Below are 1718 nucleotides of genomic sequence, written 5' to 3'. Positions count from 1 at the left end.
CTAGAAGACTCATGAAGATCTTGGTGAGGGGCTGTCCGGGCATAGGCCGGGCAGCCCCTGTTCGCTATGCGGTGGCCGGGGCGAGTTGCCAGCTGCCGCCGGTGTGGGTGAGTCCGAGGTTGATCAGTCGGCGGAGGTTGAGGGCGGCTGCCCGGGTGTGGAGCCAGGTGTTGTTGGCGATGGTGCCGCGGTAGCGCAGGCGGCGGTTGCCGTGCTGGACGAGCCAGGCGACGGCGCGTTCGACCGGTGGTCGCCAGCGCCGGTAGTCGGCTTGCCAGTCCGGGTCGGTGGCGGCCTGGCGGCGGGCCGCGGCCTGGAGGTCGTGGTGGGGGCGGATGGTCAGGATGCGGCCGGCCTTGGCCTTGGTGCATCGCTCGCGGAGCGGGCATCCGGTGCACAGGTCCTTGAAGGCCGCCTTGCGCTGGTTGTGCTGTCCGCTGGGGTCGGACAGCACAACGGTGTGTCCGGCGGGGCAGGTGACCGTGGCGGCGGCGGTGTCGATGGCGAAGTCGTCCAGGGTGAAGCCGCCGGGGACGGCGGGCCGCAGCGGGGCGGGTTTGAAGAACAGCCGGTGCCCCGCCTGGTGCAGGGCTTGGCGCATGTCGCCGGCGGAGTAGGCGGTGTCGCCGAAGGCGTCCACCGGACTCTCCTCGTCGGCCAGCAGGTCCAGGCCGACGGTGGCCTCGTGGTGCTCGGCTCCGGCACCGGGCCGCAGAGCGACGGCGGTGTATAAGCCGGTCTCGGGCTCGATGGCCAGGTGGGCTTTGTATCCGTCCTGCTGGTGGGTGCGGGTCTTGTGGATGTGGCGGGCTTCGGGGTCGACGGTCGACACGAGGCGGCCTGGAGCGGTCCCCTGGCTGATGCGCCAGCGTCCGTCGCGGCCGTCGGAGTCCTCGGCCGGTTCCACGTCCTGCCCGGCGACCAGCGCCAGCAGGCCGACCGCGTTCGCGGCCTTCTCGCCCAGCTGCTGGTCGGGCAGGTGGCCCAGCAGCCGCAGCGCATCGGTGACCAGCGCGTCGACGAGGTCGGCGCGGGCCTGCTCGTCGTTCCAGGCGATACGGGGCTTGCCGGGATCGGTGTAGTCGTGCGCGGTGCACTTACCGGCCGCGACCTCGGCGGCATGGGGGACTTCGCGGATCACCGCGCGGACGGCGGCGATGAGCTGGGTGACAGTGTCCTGAGTGGCCACCGCGTCGTCCAGCACGGTGGAGTCCAAAGCCCGCCGGTGCCTGCCGCCCAGGACCCCGGTGGCCTTCACCACCTCGCGCACGGCCTCGAAGACGCGGTCGGGCCGGGCAGAGCGGGCCAGACGGCGACGGAAGTAGGCCAGCAACGACGGATCGAACGCCATATCGTTCAGGCCCAGCCCGCACGCGGCCTTCCACCGCAGGTCACACCGCAGTTCCTGGACCGTTTCGAAGTCCGACAGCCCGTGCAGGGCCTGCAGCGTGATCGCCGCGGCCAGGATCTGCGGCGGCATGCTCGGGCGCCCGTTCGCCGACGGGTACATGTCCGCGAACATCTCCGCCGGGAACAGGGCACCACGGTGCCCGGCCAGGAACGCGAACACACTCCCTGCCGGGATCAACTCCCGGCAGGTCTCCCACACATCCGGCCCGACCGTCTCCCCGGCCCATTCCCCCATCACCACGAAACGAGTCTGGCCCCGCCGCTCACGCGGCGGGGCCAGAACCCCAAGATCTTCATGAGCCTTCTAG

Annotated in this window: 1 protein-coding gene; it reads right to left on the bottom strand. The window is 71.2% G+C overall.

From position 1 onward, the window contains the following. Positions 1-64: 64 nt before the first annotated feature. Positions 65-1645: an IS1182 family transposase gene (locus ACWCQS_RS46000; RefSeq protein ID WP_451009992.1), complete on the bottom strand. Its 1581-nt coding sequence runs from the start codon at positions 1643-1645 to the stop codon at positions 65-67. Positions 1646-1718 lie beyond the last annotated feature (73 nt).

The sequence above is a fragment of the Streptomyces sp. NPDC002076 genome, from assembly GCF_053593835.1.
Note: the sequence above shows the minus strand (reverse complement) of the source record. Positions and strands in the feature narration are given on the sequence as shown.